Origin of the sequence: Trichocoleus sp. ST-U1 (genome assembly GCF_039961835.1) — a bacterium.
In the GTDB taxonomy this organism is placed as follows: Bacteria; Cyanobacteriota; Cyanobacteriia; order Cyanobacteriales; family FACHB-T130; genus FACHB-T130.
Genome location: NZ_JAMPJZ010000074.1, coordinates 1 through 19,276, shown reverse-complemented (window position 1 = coordinate 19,276; position 19,276 = coordinate 1). Strand labels below are relative to the sequence as shown.

Genomic DNA, 19,276 nt, shown 5'->3' with positions numbered 1-19,276 from the left:
GTTGATTAATGATGAATAAGGAACAAAAAACAAATGAGGCTCTTCAACGAGCCAGAATTGGGATTTTTGATAGCGGAGTCGGCGGGCTGACGGTATTGAGGGAACTCTACCGGCAGCTGCCATCCGAATCGATTCTTTACTTTGGCGATACGGCTCGACTGCCCTACGGCACTCGCTCTCAGGCAGAAATTTTGCACTTTGTGCGCGAAATTCTCATCTGGATGATGCAGCAGGGCGTCAAAATGGCGATCATGGCGTGCAACACCAGTTCTGCCCTCGCTTTAGAGGCAGTGCGGTCTGAGTTTCCTCTCCCGATTTTGGGAGTTATCTTGCCTGGTGCCCGCGCGGCTGTTGAGCTAGGCAACCGGATTGGAGTCATTGCTACCCCAGCCACTGCCGCTAGCAACGCTTATCGTCGCGCGATTTTAGAAGTTGACGCCACTGCCCAAGTTTGGCAAGTCGGTTGCCCAGAGTTTGTGCCGGTGATTGAGCAAAACCGCATCCATGAGCCTTACACCCTAGAAGTGGCGCGGGAGTACTTGGCACCGTTACTGCACCATCGTATTGACACGCTTGTTTATGGCTGTACCCACTATCCCCACTTAGCACCCGTCCTGAGGAAAATTCTGCCCCGGTCGGTGAAGCTATGCGATCCGGCAGTTCATGTAGTGGCTGCGGCTGCACAAGAGCTGGATTTACTAGGACTGAGAAACACCCGCCCGCCTCTAGCAACTCGATTTGCCGTGAGCGGTTGTCCCGAACAGTTTGCACAACTGTCAGTACAGTGGCTGGGGTGTACGCCTGCGGTAGAAAAAGTTTATTTACCGACAGTGCTACATCGGCAATTACCGCTAGAGCTAAGCGAGTAGCAGTCAATTGAAGAATGGGTTCTTCAATCCAAAATTCTAGATTTGACTGCTAATCGCGGATCGATGAGGTGAGCGTGCTGCAAACGGCTAATACTTCTGTCGCGATCGCTAGGGTATGGACTTCGTCCTACCCGCACCTTTCACAGTTCGCTGTGCCAGAATCAACAGCAGGTAAACCGTCAATAAATAACCAGTGGCTAAAAACGGGATAATCAGAGGCATATCATTATACGTCATAGTGTCGCACAATCACAAGTAGCGGAATGTAAATTTTTATACAAGTTCTTTTCCCAAGACAATGCCCCAAGTCAAGACTTGAGTCAATGCTTGAGAATATGGCTGCCCATAGGAATTCTGGAGGTCGCTGTCGCCCCAAAAATTCTTGATTTAACTAAAACCCCAGAAAATTAATAAAAATAATCTGAGATTTTTTCGGCAATCCCGTAGATAGCAAGCTAATCTACAGTGCCTATTGAAAGTCCTTTATTTTCGGATGGCTAGTTTTCCTAGAGCCTTAACGCTAGAAAAAGATGCAGGAAGCCGGAAATGCTACCGCCTACCAAAAATCTGCCATCCTTTACCAATTCATTACAAACACGTAAGTGTTTTCTGTAATTTTTTGGCTCAGTAACTCTATTAAGCTTTTCAAATCCTTACATATTAGAGTAACACAAGATCCCCAAGGGTTAGGAGGGATTTTTTTAGATACTTTACAAGTCGATACAATTTCAAAAAAAGGCTGCGGGGGCATCTTCTAAGGAACAAAACTTCCCTGTAGGGGAGCATTAGCTTAAAATAAATGACAGGAATGTAAAATTTCGTAACTATTAAGCCAGAGTCAGCTGATCCATGACCTCAGTGACCTCCCTCTTTGCCCCTGTTGAATCAGACCTACGTGTTCTGACGGAGAATTTGAAAAAGCTGGTTGGTGCCCGTCACCCCATCCTGTATGCGGCGGCAGAACACTTATTTGGGGCAGGAGGAAAGCGCGTTAGACCCGCTATCGTCCTGCTGATATCGCGGGCAACCATGCTGGATCAAGACCTTACCCCACGTCACCGACGTCTCGCAGAAATTACGGAAATGATTCACACCGCTAGTCTGGTACACGACGATGTGGTGGATGAATCCGAGGTAAGACGCGGTATTGCCACGGTTCATAGCCGGTTTGGCAATCGCATCGCTGTGTTGGCGGGAGACTTTTTATTTGCCCAATCTTCTTGGTATTTGGCAAATTTGAATAATTTAGAAGTAGTGAAACTGCTCTCAGAAGTGATTATGGATATGGCAGAAGGAGAAATTCAGCAAGGGCTGAATCGCTTTGATGCCAGTATGTCCCTCGAAGCTTACTTAGAGAAGAGTTACTACAAAACTGCCTCGTTGATGGCTAACAGTGCGAAGGCGGCTGGACTACTCAGTGATGTCTCGGAGGAGACGGCAGAAAATTTGTATCGCTACGGACGTCATCTCGGCTTGGCTTTCCAGATTGTGGATGATATTTTTGACTTCACGGGTTCGACAGAAGCTTTAGGTAAGCCAGCCGGATCGGATCTAAAAAGTGGCAATCTAACAGCACCCGTGTTATTTGCCTTGGAAGAAAAACCTTACCTGGAGGCGCTCATTGAGCGGGAATTTACAGAGGAGGGGGATTTAGAAGCAGCGATCGCCTTGATTGAAGAAAGCCAGGGCATTGAGCGATCGCGCGAATTAGCTGCACATCATGCCCAACTCGCCGTTCAACAATTAGCAGATTTACCGCACTCGGAGTGCCGTCAAGCGCTAATTGACATGGCTGAGTACGTGTTGAGTCGGCTTTATTAAGGAGTGTGGATTTATTAACCCCCGATTTCTTTTGTAGGGGCATGACTGTAGGGGCTTTTTCTGGGTATGCCCCTACAGAACGCGAACGAGCCTAAGTTCTTTAATCGACGTTCCTAAGAATGAATCAAAATCCAATAAGCCATTAGCAAATTTTACACTTGGCGAGTCTCGCCACCAGAGAAGAACACACCAAATCCCAGCGACCCAATCCAGTCTCTTCTAATCCTCCAGCCGGAAGATGACCCGATGGGGCAGAATTTCCGGAGAAAGTGAGATCCGAGTAATTTAACCAATTGCCTTTGACACGCCAACCCACTTGGTCGCCAAAACGACACCAAGTGGCATAGTCAAAGTTAGGTTTTCCGCCAATCTTTTCCCAAATGCGCTTCTGGACGCTAAAGCCAAAGCGTCCGTCGCTGTAATTTACCCAGAGTCGATCGATCGTACTGAGGTGTTGGCAGGGAAACTTTTGAAAATCTTCAACTCTCAGCCAGCCTTCTGGTTCTCGATGGGAAATTTTCAGCAGGAGCATTCGTGTTTCCCGATCTGCTTCCTTCCAGTTCCGGGTGGTAAGGAAATCCCGCAGTTTGCTGTAATTTATCCCCAATGCCCTGAGATGAGCGGGAGAGGAAGCCATCGTGGGTATCGTGACATTGACATCAGAAGGTCTAGTAAGTTTAGAGTGCAAGGCTTCCAGCACCTCCGAAGCCGATTTATAGCGATCCTTAGGTAAAGGCTGAAGCAGTTTATCCAAGATTTGACCTAACTCTTGACTAATGGTTGTGCCATCTGGCAGACACTCTCGCCACATCCAGCGACACTCTAGCGGTTCATAAAGACCATCAGAACCACCTAATGTAGGAAGAGATTGGGTGAGCAGACAAACGCAAGTGACTCCTAAACTGTAGAGATCGCTAGCGGGGTAGGCATGACCGTGCATTTGTTCCATCGGCGTATATCCTACGGTACCCACCGTTGTCCCCACTTGCCCCATCGTCGTCTCTGTTACCAGTTTGGAGACGCCAAAATCAATTAGGACTAACCTGCCGTTTCGGTGACGACGCATAATATTCTCTAGCTTGATATCCCGGTGAATCACCCCACGTTCGTGAATAAATTTGAGAATTGGCAGTAACTCAGCCAAAAGCTGTCTAATTTTTTGTTCGCTAAAAGCTCCCTGAGTAGCCAATTCTTGACGTAAAGTGAGTCCCGCAATCAACTCTTGCACCAGATACAGGCGCTTATCTTCTTCAAAGTAAGCAAGCAGTCTGGGAATGTGGGGATGTTCTCCCAGTTGAAACAACCGCACGCCTTCCTGGTTAAACATTGCCGTTGCTTTTTCCAGCGCCTTCGGATTGGCTTGAATCTCTGAGGATGGTAAAAATTGCTTTACCACGCAGGGCGCATTCATACAGTCAGTATCTGCTGCCTGATAGGTTCTGCCAAATCCGCCACCACCAATCGGTTTGAGGATACGGTAGCGATTTCTCAGTAATAAATGGGAGCCACAATTTTGGCAAAATTTATAATTGTCAGGATTTAGGCGATCGCGGCAATTGGGATTTGGACAGTAGATCATACCCAGGCAGGATTCAGCAGGTTGAGTCTATCGTAGTTCTTCCCAGAAGGGTGGCATAGGACCAGTGGCTGCAACAACTGGCAGCTATTGTTTCGGAAATGTCTTGCCGACTTCTGTCACGTCGTCTCTGTATTCGGCGATCGTTCGATTCGTATCAGCGTCGTAGCGCAGTCGCACATTACCCACTTCCAGAACGGCTGCCATCCCCGTACCCGTGATAGTTGCTACAGGCGGGATTCCCCTGCCTACAAAGGTAGCAATCCAGATTTCGGCATTTGCCCCGGAAATACTGACTTGCAACGGATCGCCCGCAGTTACTACTGCTGCTTTTGGGTGCAGCACCCAGCCTTTGAGGTAGCTGTCACTACCGCCGCGTAGCAAAAAAGTTGACAACCCGCCTTCCATTCCAACCGTTGCAGTGACGCCACCATCACCTTTCTCGTTTCCGAGGTTGAGTTGCCAGGTGTAGGTATGCGCCTCCTCATCCCGAATTCGATCGAGCGTTGCCAGTACAGCAGTATTATCAGTTTCAGAAAACTTGACCAGGAGGTGGCGCTTGGCGCTGCTTAAGCCCAAACTGGCGTATTTCTCCCCACCGTCGATGATGACGTAACCGCCATCTGGGTTGGAATTGAAAAATTCATGCCTTCCCGTTGTACCGCGATCGCGCTGTGCTTTTCCGTCCACCAAGAGGGTGCTAAAAGTGGCAGGGTTGCCAGAAATTTTGGCAGGCCCTCCGATGAAATGATGGTTGTAAGCGAGTAAGCCAAGTTGGAAGGCTTCTGACTGATCCCAAGCATTCTGGTGGCGATCGCTATCTGCCATCACCGACACGAGGATATCGTTCTCATCTTGCCAGCGATCGCGGAAAAAGTAAGCGCCTCTTTTTTCATCCCCCACAGACGAGGGCAACAAACCTGTTGGATTAAAGGAAGGGGCGCTTTCTGGGTAATAGATTAGCGACCAGATCGTTGCGCCCCTCTGTTTGTCAAATTTCTCGGCTGGGGTGCCTGGGGCATCTATTCCCATGTGCCGATCGTAAAAGTAGCGGTAGAAAGGCAATAAGCGTGGGGGTACCGATCCCAGGAGGAGACTCGTCCAGCCTTCGTCACCAATGCCTGCACCGGATACGCCAGATTGAAGAAAGTAGCGATCGCCCGATTCATTCATCATAAATCCACCGGCGTACATGACCAGTTTCCAGAAATGTCGCGCGGCAAAATCGGCGTCAAGGTCAGCATCCCCAACACTCCGGAGGGCATAAACAGCTGGAACTAAAAAAATCCCTGCATAACTGTCATAACCAATCCCTTCCTGACTTAAGCCCAACTGACCGTAAGCGTTGAGTAAGTGAGTTTTTAGCCACCCCTTGAGCTGACTGTATCGCTTGGCGCGGTTGCCTTCCTCGTACACAGCCAGCATCATCACCAGTTCCCCACCCCGACAGACTGCTACCCAGTTAGAAGCCATTGCTGGATTACTGAGGTTGGGGTGGCGGAAATTCTCCCAAGTATCGAGGGCGATGTTAATTTTGTCTTTAATGTAATCTCGCTGCTGTGGAGTCCAACCGCGATATGCCCAATCATAGGCGATCGCAAAATTTTGCCCCACCGTCGCCCTAGATAGCCCATATTGCGCTTCCGGCAGGCGGTTATCTGGGTCTGGATCTCGGTGGATGAGATGGAGGGCTTGGTAGGCAATCTGTGCATACTCCTTTTCATTTGTCAATAAGTACAGCAGCGCTGCTTCCCGCGCTAGATAGGAACGGGCATAGTTCCAGTTGCCGTCATTGGGGTTGCCATCATAAATGCGCCAGTTGTTCTGGGTTACTCGCGCTTTCAGGGCATTGAATGCTTGCTGATGATGCGATCGCGGCACCCGAATTGCCGCTCGGATTTGTTCGATCCGTCTTTGAGTTAGAAATAAACGCGGGTGTGCTTCGTCAGCTAGTACCTTGAAGGGCGCTAGAACTATCAGCAGACCGATTAAGATACGGCTTTTCAATTCTTGCGTCCTCTGCGGTTTAAATTTTGTCTACAGCAATCCTCTTTGATTTGTAAGATATTTTTTTAACGAACCGCCAAGGACGCAGAGGACGCGAAGTAAGAGAGGGAGAGAAAGCAGAGGATTTCATGAATCACTTAAGATTGCTATTGAAATCAGGGTGAATCGCTTTTGGCATTTCAAGCCGGATGGAAATAATCGTAGATTTCCTGGGCTAACTTAGGGCCAACGCCAGGAGCCTCAGTTAGCTGCTTTGGAGTCGCTTCGCGGATATAATCAATGGAACGAAAATGCGCCAAGAGTTGTTTCTGTCGCTGAAAGCCCAATCCTGGAATTTCATCTAAACGCGATCGCCTCAACTTATCGCTGCGCTGCTGACGGTGGAAACTGACTGCAAATCGGTGCGCCTCATCCCGCAGTCGCCGCAACAATTGCACCCCTGGTTGTTCTGCATCCGTCTGTAACGGTGAAGACTCACCCGGTGAGAAAATCTCCTCTCGCTGCTTGGCAAGACTAACAACTCGCAAGTCTTCCATTAAATTCATTTCTTGCAGTACGGCGACAACTGACGAGAGCTGACCTTTCCCGCCGTCAATCATTACTAAATCGGGCCAATCAGGATTCCCAACTCGCTGCATTTGCGGATCTTCCGCATACTTGCGGAAACGCCGCTGGATAACTTCTGCAAGACTGGCAAAGTCGTCCGAGTGACCAGCAGTGACGGTGGGATTTTTTATTTTATAGTGGCGATAGTGCTGCTTTGCCGGTATAGCGTCGATGAAGACTACCTGAGACGCGACAGCATTCGCTCCCTGAATATGGGAGATATCGTAGCCTTCAATCCGGTGGGGTAAGTCGGGTAGATCAACAATGGCGGCTAAATCTTCCATTGCTTGAGTATTGCGATCGCCTAATCGTTGCATCCGCGCTAGTTCATACTGGGCGTTGCGCTCCACCATCTCAATCAATTCTGCCTTGGTTTGCCGCTGGGGAGCAAGTAGCGTTACTTTTCGACCTTTTCGCTCCGTTAAAAATTCTGTGAGCATTTCCCCTTCTGGCAACTCGTGCTGCACCAGAATTTCTATCGGGATTTCTACGGACTCTGCATTTGCGTAATGTTCCTCTAACACCCGCTGCAAGATGGCTCCTGGCGTACCCGATTGCGCTTCCGCTACAAAGCCTAAACGACCAACCAGTTTTCCCGCACGCATCTGGAACAATTGAATGCAGGCGTGTTGAGCGTCAGCCGCCAGAGCGATCGCATCCCGCGAAACGGTATCATCTGGCAAAGACACTTTTTGATCTGCACTCAAAGACCTTAACCCGGCAATTTGGTCGCGCATCCGCGCTGCTACCTCAAAGTTTAGCTCTTCGGCTGCCTTTTCCATATTCGCCGTTAAAATATCAATCAGTTCTCCGGCTCGTCCTTGGAAAACCATCGCGATTTTTTGGATTGTTTTGCGATATTCTTCTGGTGAAATCAACTTTTGACAGACGCCTGGACACCGCCCTAAATCGTAGTTCAGACAAGGACGATCTTTAAATAAAGGTTGCGGACGCTGGCGGATTGGAAAGAGCCGTTTTGCGATTCGTAACGTGTTTCTCAACAAACCTGCATCAACAAATGGGCCGTAATATTTATCTTTTTCTTTTCCCAGACGCCGATTGCGAGTAATGAAAATGCGGGGATATGCTTCCGACCAAGTAACCAGGACGTAGGGATATTTCTTATCATCTTTGAGCAGCACGTTGAAGTAGGGTTGATGCTGCTTAACTAGGTTGGCTTCTAGGGCGAGTGCTTCGGCTTCGGTATCGGTAACGATGAATTCAATCTCTGCGATTTGCCGCACCATCATCATAATGCGATCGCTCAATTTTTGGGAGTCGCGGAAATAAGAGCGAACTCGCGATCGCAATTTTTTCGACTTGCCAATGTAGAGGATGCGATCGCTAACATCCTTCATAAAATAGACCCCTGGTTCTGGCGGAATCTCTTTCAGACGGCTTTCCAGGCGTTCTGGCTCTTTGAGGAGCGGCAGGATTTTTGTAGATGCGATCGCTCCTTCAGCCGATAGATAACCAGCTTGAGTTGTGGCGGGAAATAATTCGTTCCCATTTCTTAGGGTTTGCGGATCTGTCATCCTAATACACTCCTAGACAGCAGCAATTGTTAATTTTTAAGTCGCGCCCTTGAACAAACAGTAACGGATTTTCTATGTGGTAAAATTTCGTACCCACCATTTTTATTTAATTCTAAATATCAGTGCAAATTCGTAATTAACGTTTTTTACTAACTTCACAACTCAGTAAAAATTCGCATTGTTTTTAATTTTTAAAGACGAGATATCTTTCCGGAAATCAGTTAAGCTTTGTTGAAGTCATTACCAGGTTAGATAAAGTTATAACGAATAATGCTAATCTTTCAGCTTTTAAGTTGAAATTGGTTTTAAAATGCTGCTACAACATTTTTTGCTAACTACCTCCCTCTGGTTAAAATTATGAAATTGGAAGAGTTTGAGAATCAATATCGGAACGCTATGGATGACACGCTCAACCAACTCCAGACAGTGATCTTGTTATTGGCACAAGTAGAAGCTCAGGTTAGGGGAATAAGTTCTTCTGTGCAAAATCTAAGCCTCACCGTGGAAAAATACATTAACGAAAATAAAAGTGAATAACGATTGATTTAATTGCCAGAAATTCACGAAGTCGTTAATGAATTTCTTCTGCAATAGCTTGTCTCAAAGAAACTAAATTCACAGGTTTAACAAAGAACCGACGTGCCCCCAAAGTAAGGGCACGCTCTTCATCTGCTTGAAAAGCATAGGCGGAAACGACAAACACGGGGATGTGGAGCCAGTCTGGCCTTTCTTGGATTTGCTGGAGTAGCGTATAGCCATCAATGTCTGGTAATTTTAAGTCTAGCAAAACTAAGTGCGGCTGAAACTCAGCCATCGTCTGAAAAAAATCAGCCCCCCCGGCTAGGGAGAAAACTTGGTATCCCAGATAACCAAGATAGTCATTTAGCAGCTGTCGATTCGTTTGGTTATCCTCAACGAGCAAAATTCGCTTAGGAGATGCTTCAGCACTAAAGTCGGAATTCGAGTTGAATTGTGAGCGTTCAGTCTCAGCGCTCCCGTTAAATCGACCTGGGAAGATAGTTAAAAGTGATATAAGCATTAACCGAATCCATTGCACTCAGTGTAGCTATAACTTTATTAATAAGTTATCCGGTTAACAATAGATCAAAGTTGAATGGCACTTAACTTTTGTCCTGAACTAAAATACCCTATCCTATCCTTCGGGAACGCGAACGGGAACGCCTATGGCGAACGGCAGCGCTCTTTGGGAACGCGCTAAGAGCTAAAGTCAGTTTTAACTGACCCAAAATACTGCCGGAGCAAAAGCTCGCAACCTGTTAAAACAGGTTGCGAGCTTTAAGGTGAGAGATTTATCGCAAGGCTCTTATATCAGTGCCATTCGAGTGAAGTTCAGGTTTAGGCAAACTTAAAAATTGACGTGCTGGGGTATTAGCAGGATACTGATCCTCTCAGCATGGCTTAGTATATCTCTGGCTAAGGGAATTCCTAATGCCTGAAAAACTTTCAGCAGCGTTGCAATGTATGGCACTCCCAGCAAAGTCGGAATGAATTCAGATAGGCGAGTACTCTGGCAAGACAATTTTGATGATTTGTTCCAGAGGTCATTAATAGCGTCTTTAGGGTAAACAAACTCTTTAGATTAAGCCGGGTATAGTACAAGACGAGTGACTCCTGAAAAGCATCTTTTCATCCCCCAGTTGTTCAAACTAGACACCTCAACAAGTTAGCTATTTCGTTCCCACAATGCTCTAGAAGCTCCAAGAGCAAGGATTCTAGGGACACTGCCTTCGGGTGTATCTCGTTTTTAAAAACATTATTTATCATTGAGAACCCTACTCTAATCCCCGTGAATCAGAATTCTTCCTTGTCTTGGCTCCGAAAAGTGGGGAGATTGAAGGGGGTACGGAGAGAGTAAATCTTGCCTTGCTCGGCGAACGGGGGATTGAGGGGGTTCCTCCATCACAGAAGTATCTGTTAGACGTAATTGGTGAAATGGTATCACCTGGAAAAATGCTTAAAAGAAGTGGGGGAAAAATAGAATTTCTTCCTCACTGTTTACGGTAAGGGATTAGGTGACATTCCGGATTGCAACAACGCTTAAATTGCAACAAAAAAAGGGAGCAGATAGCTCCCTACTTTTTTAGGCTAAGACTGTGGAAGGTGCAAAATTTATGCTGCTTTTTGCAACTTGCGCTTAGCAGCAAAGAAACCACCCAAACCAATTAAGCCCAACAATGCGGAAGGTTCGGGTACGTCGAGGGGTGTTGCTGTCTGGGAAACCTTGAAATTTACAGATGCTTTAACAGGGACTTTTCCAAAAATAGGGCTTGACACAGAACCTAACGCCAAACCTTCACCAGAAATATTACAGGTACCACTCAGGCACACTTTAATCTTATCGAACTCATAGCCTTTTACAGTCAAGATATCGGTAATCTTGCTGTAAGAGAAATTAAACGTAGAAAGAAGATCGGTTGGACTATAACTTAAACCCTTGAAGATGGAGCCAAAACCGCTAAAAGAATCAATGGAACCCAAATTACTGAGGTAACTACCAAAATAATCTCCTAAATAACCGAAAGGATGATCGAGGGTTAGTTCTGAATCTCCTTCATCTTGCAGCCTACCGCTGAGATTATCGATAATGTAGCTCTTGTCTACATCCACGGTGAAAGGTTTTCCTGGGCCGAACAAGGGCTTAACAGTGCCACTGACCTCCCCAACGTAATCGAGTTTTGTCAATTGGGCTGCCTCAACAGGAGCCATACCAATTGTGCCCAAAGTGACAACTGCTGCTCCCGCAGTAGCGATTGATAACTTTACATTTCCTAACATTTTGGTGTCTCCATCAGTTCTAGGATTGTGCTTTCGTACAGCCACCCCAACCGGATTATCAAGCGTGTTGTCGGTTTTGAGCTTCAGGTGGTACTGGACTTCTTGGCACCCTCAGATATGTCTGTCTATTTTTTACTACAACTGTCATAATTTAGTAGTATTTACGGAGAAGTTGGTAAAGATACCGTAAATTTACTGTGATGTTTGTATAAAGAAAAAATCGGCCCGTCTCTTTCTCTTGACGGTGCCGATTAAATTTACGATTTTTAGCTAACTATTGACACTGCTAGTTTTTTATGTATAACCGCAGTGACTACAGAATTTAGGCTTTTTTCAGCATCTTACGCTTGACAGCAAAGAAACTACCTACACCGAGTAGACCCAGCATGGCTGAGGGTTCGGGTACTGATTCTGTTGTGGGTGGAACCCCATCAATTGTCAGTTCGTAGTTGCCGGTATGAGATGACTTTTTGCCTGTTTTGTCAAACTCACCTTTTTCATACAGTCCAGAGTTTGTGGCAAGGAAGTTGTATTTATATTCAGTCTTGTCCTCATAGGTAACTTTGACAACTTCGCTGGCTTGGAAGCCCTTGGGCACAAAAGGATAGAGGGTACTTAAATCGCTGTGACCCGCTAGCCCAAAGCTAATCTTGCCTGTAGTATCGTCTTGATTGACATAGGAGATATTAGCGTCACTGGATTTCTGGAATCCGCCGAGGGACAAAAACGTGTTATACAAAAATGAGTTTGCAGTTTGTCCCGCCTTGCTGATGAATTCGTTAAACCACTTGTTGGCAAGGTTTGATGCTCCATAGCCTGTAGTGTAAATACCCGTGTCAGTTGTAAACCAGTCTAGTCCTGTCAGACTGCTGAAAGTAATACTTTTGCCGCCAATCATACCACTCAAGCTAGTGACTGGAGCGTTTTTAAAGGCGGTCAGGCTTTTATATGTGTTACTTTCGCTGCTAGCAAATAGCTCTACGTTTCCAGTAGGATTGCTGCTATCGCCACTTAAGATTGTCGCTAAATCAGCGTTTGGATTGTTATAGGTATAACCATCCTTCGAGTCATATTTGATGATGTCAGTTCCTGTGATGGTCGCGCCTGTCAGGGTTCCAGCGGATGCCGGGGCGCTAGCGATCGCACTGAGGCTTGCCAACACTGAAGCGCTTAGCAAAATTTTCTTGATAGTACCTGTCATTTTGTGTGTCTCCACAAGTTTTCTGTCTAGATGAGTTTTGCTGGATAACGCGCACAGTAGCTAGGGCGCGGTCAGTTTTCGATCGGGGTTAACAGTTCCAAATAAGCAGGGACAACAATCAAGCGCCCGTCTTTTTAGCCTGTTTTTTGTTTATTCACTTGTCTCTATTTAATATAATCAAATAATTAGTCTTAATCGATAAATTTTTGATGATTTTTAGTAAAGTTTGAGTAAAAGATTGAAGGCAAAAAGCAATTTTATTTTCCCGTATACTGACCGTATTAATACACAGTAATAGGAGACCAAAACCTAGAAATAGGAAGGTTATCCAAAATATGAATTCTGTCAAGGGTAGTTTCCATGAGTTTTAAGCTATGGGGCATTTAACCTGCCTAACCTTTAGGGACATTGCCTCTCATTAGTTGTTACAGAGGCGATCGCTCGCATCTATACGTTAGTGGCAACCGCTTTCTCCTACGGCTGACTACTGACAACAAAGCATCTATTTGAATCTAGGTGGTATTAAATGTCTAAAAACTTACTGCTTCTAACTGGTTTTTGCGCTTCCAGTTGTTTCTTATTTCGAGAAATTTACGGAGAAGTTAGTGAACTGACCGTAGATTTACGGTTATGTTGATTGCAGAAAAAATAGCTCCACTCTCTTTTTGAGGCGAAGCTAATCAGTTCTTGTGCATTTGATTTGACTATTTACTTGGCACACGCAAGATAAGACTTGCAGCCCTTCTAGGCAGCGATCGCTAGTCTTCTCACTTACGCATTACCGGCGATATCTTTTCAACCGCCATTTCTAATATGCCTGGATCGTGTACCAGCGCAAATCGTACATATCCTTCTCCAGATTTACCAAAACCGGCACCGGGCGAGGCAGCAACGCCAGTGGTTTCTACCAAATGGGTACAAAAGTTGATGGAGTCCTGTGCCCACGGTTCTGGCAATTTAGCCCAAACATACATGGTGGCAGATGGGGTAGGAACCTCCCAGCCAATTCTGTGAAGCGCTTTGACAAAGGCATCCCGGCGTTGGCGAAAGGTTTCAACTGCCTCCTTAACACCCTCTTGAGAGCCACTCAGGGCTGCGATCGCTCCATTCAAAATTCCTTGGTATTGATTGAAATCAACTGCTGCTTTCACCTGGCGCAAGGCGCGGATCAGATTTGCATTCCCAATCGCGTAGCCGATGCGAAAGCCGCCCATGTTGTAAGACTTAGATAAAGTAAAAAACTCAATCGAGACGCTTTTTTCGGGGTCGGCTTGTAAGATTGAGGGAACCGCAACGTCTTCAAATACGAGATCGGCGTAGGGAAAATCGTGAACCAGCACTAGATTATGACGCTGGCAAAAATCAACCGCTGTCTGGAAAAAAGATAAAGGCGCGATCGCAGTTGTGGGGTTGTGAGGATAGCTCAGTACCATCATTCGTGACTGAGCCAAAACCGGCAAGGGGATCTCCTCAAACACTGGCAAAAACCCATTTTCCGCCCGTAGTGGCATTGGGTAAATTTGACCCCCAGCTAGGTAAACTCCCCCAGCATGGGATGGATAACCTGGGTCAAGCAGTAAGGCAAAATCCCCTGGATTCAGCACTGCCAAAGGTAAATGAGCCGTGCCTTCCTGGGAACCAATCAGGGTTAGCACCTCGGTTTCCGGGTCAACCGGAATCCCGTATTTCTGGGTGTACCAGCAAGCGGCAGCTTGGCGAAAAGCTTGAGTGCCGTGAAATAGCAAATAGCCGTGGGTTTTGGGGTCAGCTAAAGATTGGGCGATCGCGTCGATAACCCGATCTGACGCCGGTAAATCGGAGGAACCCAGCGATAGATCGATGATATTTTGTCCCGCCGTCCTGGCTTTTGCCTTAGCCCGATCCATATCGGCAAACACATTGGTTTGCAGGGGTTGTAAACGCTTGGCGAACTGCATATTTAGTCTTTAGTCCTTAGTCTTTAGTCCTTAGTCCTTAGTCTGTTGTCCGGTGTTTTTTGTCTCTCACCGAGCGATAACCAATGACTAATGACTACTGACTGTTTACAGGTGAGTTTCCAGGATACTCATTAATTTCTGCTTCCCAATCGCTCCCTCATAAGATTCAATCACCTCACTGTCCTTAAACAGCCTGAGAGCTGGAAGACCTTCTACTTTGTACTTTGCCACAGATTCGGGATTGGGGTCGCTTTCCATTTTCACGACCTTGAGGCGATCGCCATAAGTTTCAGCAGCGGCTTGTACGACTGGCGATACGAGGCGGCAAGGGCCGCACCAAGACGCCCAGAAATACACTAATACTGGCTGAGTGGCTTTCAGGACTTCTGTTTCAAACTCTGCATCATTAATTGAGATTGTGCTGCTCATGTCACCCCCGATTGACATTTATATTATTGCTTTACCTACTTAACACGGTATTCAAAACCGTTGCCAGTGGGCAGGAAAGCAATCAAGGTTTACGCCTTACTGATTGTAATACAGTACCTCAGGCGGTTCGTTGGGAATGGGGGTACATCAAGGAAATTTGCGATCGCACTTGATTGAGTACAAAAGCTTTATTCAGAGCTGTAATCTGGACAGTCGTATCTGTATTTTCTTATTTCCAGTAGTAAAAACTTTATTTTTTAAGCGAACTCATGTCTAATTAATAACAACTGATTCACGACTTTTTCAAAATTAACTAATCGACCTAGGCACGCTCGGCATCACCAAGCCTTACCCCTTTGGCATCAATGTTGCTCGCTTTCGCTAAAACTTACGCCAGCAAGCGAAAATTTATCCTAAAATCTTCAACTAGCAACGCTTCTGAACGTGCGAAACTTATCTGTGTCAAATAGCACTGAACTTCAGAGAAATTTTGCTAACTTCAGCCCTAAACTAAAGTTTTGGCTAAAGTTCAAAACCCATCTAAACGGGTTCAAAGGCTTACCAGGAAGCTAAAGGAAGCTTTAGCTTTAAGCTGGAAATTTATTTTCAGGCTGCTTGCGTCAGTACAGTTTTCCTTAAGTCAGCCAGTTATGACAAGATAGACCCTCTTAATCCCATCGCCAACGAGTGTCAGATGAATGCAGAGCGGTCTATCAAAGTTTTGATTCGTAGATAATTGATCGAAAAGTGCAGGAATCTATAGGTTATCCAATTGCCTTTTCAGGTCTTCTAATTCGTTATCAACTGCGGAATTAGATTTAGGGGTAGAGGAAGTGGTTGGGTTTCCTGCCGGTAGTTGCGCTTGGGTGGTGGAAGAACCAGTCAACTGCGCTTTCATTGCTGCTAATTCGTCATCAACATCGTTGCCGGATTCGAGCATGGCAAATTGGGATTCTAACTCGTTGCCCACTAGCTGAGCCGTTGCCTCGGAACGGGCTTCCAGTTCTAAGACTTTTTCTTCCATCCGCTCGAAGGCTCCCATCGCGCTGCTAGTATTCATCCGACCCACAGCCCCTTGAAGCTGCTCGGTGGCTTTGGCCGCTTGTGCCCGTGCCTTAAGCATATCTTTCTTGGTCTTGGCTTCGGAAATTTTACTTTCCAGGGCAATCAAGTTGCGCTTGAGGGTGTCCACCTGAGTGGTTTGCTGATCCAAGCTAGTTTTTAGAGTAGCGGCAGTGTCGGCGTATGTTTTTTTGCGTAGCAGCGCTTCTCTAGCGAGATTTTCATCGCCTTTTTGCAGAGCCAACTGAGCGCGGTTTTGCCAGTTGTTTGCTTCGGTTTGGGCTTGGTTGTATTGTTGCTGAGTCCGTTTTTGGTTGGCAATGGCTCTAGCAACTGCCTGACGCAACTGCACCAGGTCTTCTTGCATATCAACGATGGACTGCTCCAGAATTTTTTCTGGGTCTTCAGCTTTGCTGACCACATCGTTAAGATTGGCTCGGACGACTCGGCTAATGCGATCGAATAATCCCATGACGCTGTTTATCCTCTTGGCGTGTACTAATGTAGGTATTTCCAGGCTTTGAAAGTAGCCTTGAGCAAGTTCAATTTAGGAGGTCAGGTTTTCCATCGGTGCAGTAGTCGGCAATTGCCTCAAACACCATTTCTAGTCTAGGGCGCTAGGCAAGAGTGACTTAGGCAACCTTCAGGAATCGTTAAAGACCCAACACTTTTCTTCCTAGTCTAGAAACTTCTAGTCCAAAGCGGTAGTTTCCAGATCAAGAACTTTCCAGTTGGGAGCGAATTTTTTGTAATTCGGCATCTTGGCTAGGGTCAAGTGCCTGCTGACTAGACGGCAGTTGCGGTGCTTCGGTGCCTTGGCTCAGCTGAGCTTTCATGGTAGCTAATTCGGTATCAATATCCCCAGCATCTTCCAGGGAGAGAAATTTCTTTTGCAGGTCATCGCTTCCGAGTTCAGCGATCGCTTCTGACTGCGCTTCTAGTTGCAAGACTTTTTCTTCCATGCGCTCGAAGGCGGTCAGAGAACTCGCAGTGTTGACACCGCCTAACATCTCATTAATTTTCGCAGATGCTTGAGCCGAACGAGCGCGAACGATGTACATATCTTTTTTCGTCTTGGCTTCAGAGATTTTGCTCTCTAGCGATCGCATATCTTGCTTGAGCCTGCCGACGACTTGATTTTGTTGCTCGATCTGCGCCTGCATTGCCTCTGCGGTTTCCTGATAGGATTTGCGCTTGGTGAGGGCTTGGCGAGCTAAGTTTTCGTCACCTTTTTGCAGTGCCAGTTGGGCGCGATTGTACCATTCTTGGGAGGTAGACTGCGCTTGGTTGCATTGTCGCTCAGTCCGTTTTTGGGTAGCGATCGCTTGAGCCACCGCCTGTCGCAGTTGAATCAAATTCTCCTGCATTTCCATGACTGTTTCTTCCAGGATTTTTTCTGGATCTTCCGCTTGTCCAATCAGACTGTTGATGTTGGCTCGAATTACTCGCAAGATGCGGTCGATCAATCCCATGTCAGTTCTCCATTCACAACGCACGGGTTCAGTAGAGCGCGGTCACGCGATCGCGAACACGGCAGCGAACCCCTAAAAGCAGTCGCCCTCTTAGGGCATCGCAGTCCCAGTAGCAACGTTAACAGAATGCTAGGTTACTTTCCAACTCAACCACCTCCAGCTTAAGGCTGATCGACCGCCGCAGAAATCCCCTGTGTCTGAAGCTCTTTTACCAATGTTTGAGCCTGAGATTCTTTCTTGAACGCACCGAGATAAATTTGGGTGCCTTCTGGTGATAAATAGGCATCGGGAACAACCTTTCGCGCCTGTTGCAAGGAGCTTTCGCCATTGTATTTTACAAACACATAATAGAAGCCCTCTGGATTCGGCGCAGGAGTTGCCGCAGTCGGGGAGGGTTTCACACTCGGCTGTATACTCGGTTGTCCAGAGGCGGGGCGTTGCGGCAATCCTGGGAGAGGGCTGGCGGGTGTAAGGGGCACTGTTGCGGCTGGCGGCAGCCCTGGAAGCGGCACCGAGCCAGATTGCCCAGATGAGGAGTTTGCGGGGGCAGGTGAACTGGGTAGCGGGGAAATTGTTGGCACCGCTACTTGAGTTTTGGGTAAGCCTGCCACATTGGATCTTGAAGCTGGACTGGAAGATGGCAAAGTGCTTAAAGTATCCAAATTCACGTCCACAAACTCGTCAGTCGCCAGGTTTGGGCCACTTGGCGCAGCTCCGGCTGCTGGGGCATTGGTGGTTGGAGTTGTTGCCGTTGGAGTTGTTGCCGTTGGAGTTGTTGCCGTTGGATTTTGAGCAACGGTGGGCGTGCCTGACTCCTGGAAGCGATCTAAACCTAGAAAACTGAGGCTGCCTGGATTCGTCACTAAATAGCCCAAGGTGGCAGTTGAAAATAGCAACAACAACAAGGAACCAACTCCTAGGGGAGTCAGCAGGCTATCCAGAAAACTGCGTTCTGAGCGACGAGGAGCTGACGCCTCTTCTTCCACCAAACTTCGCAGAAGTTGTTCGGAAGATTCCAGATAGTCATTGGGAGGGACGTGCGTTGAAGTTGGATTGACAAACTCCGGTGGCTCTGCTGCTGGTTCTGGATGCCAAGCTGGCTCCTGGGGCGGCGTGGCGAAGGTCGCTAGTTCCGCTCCAGGAGCCGATAAGTCAAAAGATGGCGCGGGTGCGGGCGGTGTATACCCTGTTTCATTCTGGATGGTTGTCTCAACTCCCTTGCCTTCCAGATTTGCTGCCTGTGGTGGGCTGGCTGGCGGCGGTGGCGGTGGCGGTGGGGATGCGGGAGGCTTTGCTGGGGCGGGTGATTGATTCCTGCCTCCCGTAGCACTCACGGAAATTAAGTCGATAGGTTTGTTGCGAACCCGATCGTGATTCATCCGGGGGGCAGGCGACGCCCCACGTCCCCCTCGTTCGCGTCGGTATCGAGATAATTCTTCTTCTAACTGCACGTCGAGACTGCCCAGAGCTGCCTGCAAGGCTGGATTGATGGACTGGGCGGGGGAGGGGCGAGTAGAAGACTCAACCGAATGACCTTGACTCATAGCTTTAGCTACTGACGAATCTTGGAGAGCTGACGGATCTCTTTATTACACGTTGTTTTCTGCTTGAAGGCAACCGTAACCCGAATCTGCTGTCTTGGTTTTGAGTACGATCGAGCAAGAGGATCGATCGTTCTGCCATTTAGCTGGGGATTTGTTGGATGTCTTTTAAATCTCTTCATCATATCTTAGGGGCTATCGAAAATCAGGCGGCGTGGCAGGCTAGCCAAGAATTTCAGCGGTTACTCAAGTGTTGGCCTTCGGTGGTGGGAGTGGCGGTGCAGGCTCAAACGCGACCGATTTCCATATCGAGGGGCGTTTTGTCGGTTGCTACATCCAGTGCTGCTTGGGCACAAACGCTGACTTTTGAGCGTCAGCGAATCCTGCAAAAGTTGAATGCCCATCTAGGTAGCAATTTGGTTGA

At 47.3% G+C, this 19,276-nt stretch carries 16 protein-coding genes; 4 read left to right on the top strand and 12 right to left on the bottom strand.

The window, feature by feature from the left end:
- The first annotated feature begins 8 nt into the window (after window positions 1-8).
- The gene (gene murI, locus NDA06_RS21000) at window positions 9-869 is read left to right on the top strand and encodes a glutamate racemase (protein ID WP_190414918.1); all 861 of its coding nucleotides are present in this window, start codon (window positions 9-11) and stop codon (window positions 867-869) included.
- 108 nt (window positions 870-977) lie between these two features.
- Here murI and NDA06_RS20995 read toward each other — a convergent pair whose 3' ends face one another.
- A complete protein-coding gene (locus tag NDA06_RS20995; RefSeq protein ID WP_277877655.1) occupies window positions 978-1,106 on the bottom strand; it encodes a hypothetical protein in 129 nt (42 codons plus the stop codon).
- Between the two features lie 612 nt (window positions 1,107-1,718).
- Here NDA06_RS20995 and sds point away from each other — a divergent pair.
- Window positions 1,719-2,690, top strand: coding sequence for a solanesyl diphosphate synthase (gene sds / locus NDA06_RS20990; protein ID WP_190414919.1), 972 nt, complete (start codon window positions 1,719-1,721; stop codon window positions 2,688-2,690).
- Window positions 2,691-2,832: 142 nt separating this feature from the next.
- On the opposite strand, the gene NDA06_RS20985 is transcribed toward sds, so the two are convergent.
- From NDA06_RS20985 to uvrC, 3 genes are all read right to left on the bottom strand, one after another.
- A complete protein-coding gene (locus NDA06_RS20985) occupies window positions 2,833-4,269 on the bottom strand; it encodes a serine/threonine-protein kinase (protein ID WP_190414920.1) in 1,437 nt (478 codons plus the stop codon).
- Between the two features lie 84 nt (window positions 4,270-4,353).
- A complete protein-coding gene (locus NDA06_RS20980; protein WP_190985086.1) occupies window positions 4,354-6,273 on the bottom strand; it encodes a hypothetical protein in 1,920 nt (639 codons plus the stop codon).
- Between the two features lie 179 nt (window positions 6,274-6,452).
- Entirely contained in the window at window positions 6,453-8,414 is a 1,962-nt protein-coding gene (uvrC, locus tag NDA06_RS20975) for an excinuclease ABC subunit UvrC (protein WP_190985085.1), read from the bottom strand.
- Window positions 8,415-8,771: 357 nt separating this feature from the next.
- Here uvrC and NDA06_RS20970 point away from each other — a divergent pair, with 357 nt between their 5' ends.
- Entirely contained in the window at window positions 8,772-8,951 is a 180-nt protein-coding gene (locus NDA06_RS20970; RefSeq protein ID WP_190414923.1) for a hypothetical protein, read from the top strand.
- A gap of 34 nt (window positions 8,952-8,985) precedes the next feature.
- Here NDA06_RS20970 and NDA06_RS20965 read toward each other — a convergent pair whose 3' ends face one another.
- The 8 genes from NDA06_RS20965 to NDA06_RS20930 form a co-directional block, all read right to left on the bottom strand.
- A complete protein-coding gene (locus NDA06_RS20965; protein ID WP_190985084.1) occupies window positions 8,986-9,453 on the bottom strand; it encodes a response regulator in 468 nt (155 codons plus the stop codon).
- 1,091 nt (window positions 9,454-10,544) lie between these two features.
- Window positions 10,545-11,210, bottom strand: a complete 666-nt coding sequence (locus NDA06_RS20960; protein WP_190985083.1) for a PEP-CTERM sorting domain-containing protein — start codon at window positions 11,208-11,210, stop codon at window positions 10,545-10,547.
- A 322-nt stretch (window positions 11,211-11,532) separates the two neighbouring features.
- Complete coding sequence (locus tag NDA06_RS20955; protein ID WP_190985082.1) at window positions 11,533-12,411, bottom strand: NF038130 family PEP-CTERM protein; 879 nt, start codon at window positions 12,409-12,411, stop codon at window positions 11,533-11,535.
- Between the two features lie 767 nt (window positions 12,412-13,178).
- Window positions 13,179-14,348: an LL-diaminopimelate aminotransferase gene (locus NDA06_RS20950; protein WP_190985081.1), complete on the bottom strand. Its 1,170-nt coding sequence runs from the start codon at window positions 14,346-14,348 to the stop codon at window positions 13,179-13,181.
- 105 nt (window positions 14,349-14,453) lie between these two features.
- Complete coding sequence (locus NDA06_RS20945) at window positions 14,454-14,777, bottom strand: thioredoxin family protein (protein ID WP_190528941.1); 324 nt, start codon at window positions 14,775-14,777, stop codon at window positions 14,454-14,456.
- Between the two features lie 757 nt (window positions 14,778-15,534).
- Window positions 15,535-16,311 (bottom strand): PspA/IM30 family protein, encoded by a 777-nt coding sequence (locus NDA06_RS20940; RefSeq protein ID WP_190985080.1) that lies wholly within the window; start codon window positions 16,309-16,311, stop codon window positions 15,535-15,537.
- A gap of 244 nt (window positions 16,312-16,555) precedes the next feature.
- Window positions 16,556-17,311: a PspA/IM30 family protein gene (locus NDA06_RS20935; RefSeq protein ID WP_190414930.1), complete on the bottom strand. Its 756-nt coding sequence runs from the start codon at window positions 17,309-17,311 to the stop codon at window positions 16,556-16,558.
- Window positions 17,312-17,472: 161 nt separating this feature from the next.
- On the bottom strand, window positions 17,473-18,855 hold the full coding sequence (locus NDA06_RS20930) for an SPOR domain-containing protein (protein WP_190985079.1): 1,383 nt from the start codon (window positions 18,853-18,855) through the stop codon (window positions 17,473-17,475).
- A gap of 158 nt (window positions 18,856-19,013) precedes the next feature.
- Here NDA06_RS20930 and NDA06_RS20925 point away from each other — a divergent pair.
- A partial coding sequence (locus NDA06_RS20925) for a DUF721 domain-containing protein (RefSeq protein WP_348251839.1) occupies window positions 19,014-19,276 on the top strand: 263 nt, incomplete at its 3' end.